Consider the following 1,410-nt stretch of genomic DNA (forward strand, 5'->3'; position numbering starts at 1 on the left):
CCATTCCAATGACTTTATGACCCTGAACAAAAAAATCCCTCAGTTCGGGAACTTTGGTCAAATTGACTGATCTACATTTCACTGAATGGCCAAACAACTATTAAGGAACGATTAAACAACCATCAAAGTACCACTAATCCATAGCTCTATAATTCAATCCTTGTGTCGATATGACCGGAGTTATCATGCATCCAATAGCGTCAGGTAGTTCAGCCGCGAGCAGAATAGCAACCGATGAAGGGCAGTCATTTTATGATTTGAAACCACCGCATAAATCAGTGGTGGCTTTCGTTAACAATCCAGCCTCAGAAATCCCTGAACGGGAACTGGTCCAATCCCTGCAACCGTTGAAATTGGATTTAGCACCGGAACCGATGGTCACCACCGCCATCCAAAAGCGTAAGGTTGCCGAACTGAATCCAAAGACATCAAACGCTGATTTAGCCGAAGTATCGCAAACCCATGAGCACGTGCAGTACGATTGTAGTTCCGAGCCTGTTTCAGCAGATGAGGCCACGGTGCCGGGTTCTGTTTCTGCGAATAGTCCCGAGCCTGGTTCAGCAGATGAGGCCAGGGTACCTGAGGGTTCTTTTATAAGCGGTAATACCCTGACCTCACTGAACAGGCCATCAACGGACGACTCAGGTACCGATTCATCAACGTATGACTCAGAATCCGACGCGTCAGCATACGACTCAGACAGCTCAGACAGCAAAGCATCTACGGACGAGTCAGACACCGAATCTGCCTGCCAGACAGTATTGACTGCGGGCGTTTTTGGCGCTGCTGCAAATAACGACGCGTCAGTTCCTTTGCAGGGCGTTGCCCTTGAAAACAGTCAATCGGGCAAAATAGATGCAAAGACGGCGGATATCTTTCACTGCGATGGCAATTATCTGAAGCTCAAAAAAGTGATCAAGTTCGGTCGAGATGTCTACGATGCCAGGTTCAGCCCCACAAGCAAGAACCTGGTTATCCATGGTTGTGACCGAAATGACGATCGTGTTCTGGGTATCTGGCAACAAACTGCGGATGGCAACTGGTCGCAAAATGGCAAGATCCGGGAGGATACATTTCGTTTCGAGTTCAACCGGTCGGAAGATACATTCCTGAGTATCAGCCACGATGGCAATGTCACGGTAAGCCAGCTGAACAGCGATGGCATTTGGGAGGCGGCGGTGGTGCTGGCGCACAGACCCTCTACTAATGGCGAAGACATTGTGCCGGTGAGGGCAGGCTTTAGCCCCCGGCAGGACAAGATTATGACTTACGATTTTTGGGCCGGCAAAATCAAGGTATTGCCGCAGGATAGCAACGGTCAGTGGAACCCGCTAACCCAGACAGGGATCAGTCACTGTCGGCTTCCTGGGCCACAGCAACCGCCCTTCAATGCCACAGACCATTATTTAC

Annotated in this window: 1 protein-coding gene; it reads left to right on the top strand. The window is 49.8% G+C overall.

Annotation, left to right across the window (positions count from 1 at the left end; genetic code table 11):
- Window positions 1–185: 185 nt before the first annotated feature.
- On the top strand, window positions 186–1,410 hold a 1,225-nt coding region (locus KDK14_RS03015), incomplete at its 3' end, for a hypothetical protein (protein ID WP_257263542.1).

The sequence above is a fragment of the Endozoicomonas sp. ONNA2 genome (assembly GCF_024606365.1).
GTDB lineage: Bacteria > Pseudomonadota > Gammaproteobacteria > Pseudomonadales > Endozoicomonadaceae > Endozoicomonas.